Consider the following 600-nt stretch of genomic DNA (forward strand, 5'->3'; position numbering starts at 1 on the left):
CTCCTCCGCCACCGTGTACGGCGAGCACAACCCCACCCCCTACGTCGAGAAGATGGAAATCGGAGCCAACAACCCCTACGGCCGCACCAAGGAGCAGATCGAGGACATCCTCACCGACCTCGGCAACGCCGACGGGCGCTGGCACATTGCCCTGCTGCGCTACTTCAACCCGGTCGGCGCCCACCCCTCCGGCCGCATCGGCGAGGACCCCCAGGGCATCCCGAACAACCTTGTCCCCTTCATCGCCCAGGTGGCCGTGGGCCGCCGCGAGAAGCTCATGGTCTTCGGCGGCGACTACGACACCCCGGACGGCACCTGCCAGCGCGACTACATCCACGTCGTCGACCTCGCCGGAGGCCACGTCGCAGCCCTCAACCACATCGCCGGCCGTCCGGGAGTCCGCCGCTGGAACCTCGGCTCCGGCAAGGGCTCCTCCGTCCTGGAGGTCCTGCACTCCTTCGAAAAGGCCGTCGGCCACCCGCTCCCCTACGAGATCACCGGACGCCGCGCCGGGGACCTGCCCGCCTTCTGGGCCGACGCCTCCTCCGCCCTCGCGGACCTGGGCTGGTCCACCACCAAGACCGTGGACCAGATGTGCGA

General features: G+C 69.5%; 1 protein-coding gene. It reads left to right on the top strand.

The features are described 5' to 3' along the window. Positions 1-600: NAD-dependent epimerase/dehydratase family protein (locus tag J1902_RS19135; protein WP_207617942.1), on the top strand; the 600-nt coding region annotated here is incomplete at both ends.

It is taken from the genome of Arthrobacter cavernae (assembly GCF_017368795.1).
GTDB classification, from domain to species: domain Bacteria; phylum Actinomycetota; class Actinomycetes; order Actinomycetales; family Micrococcaceae; genus Arthrobacter; species Arthrobacter cavernae.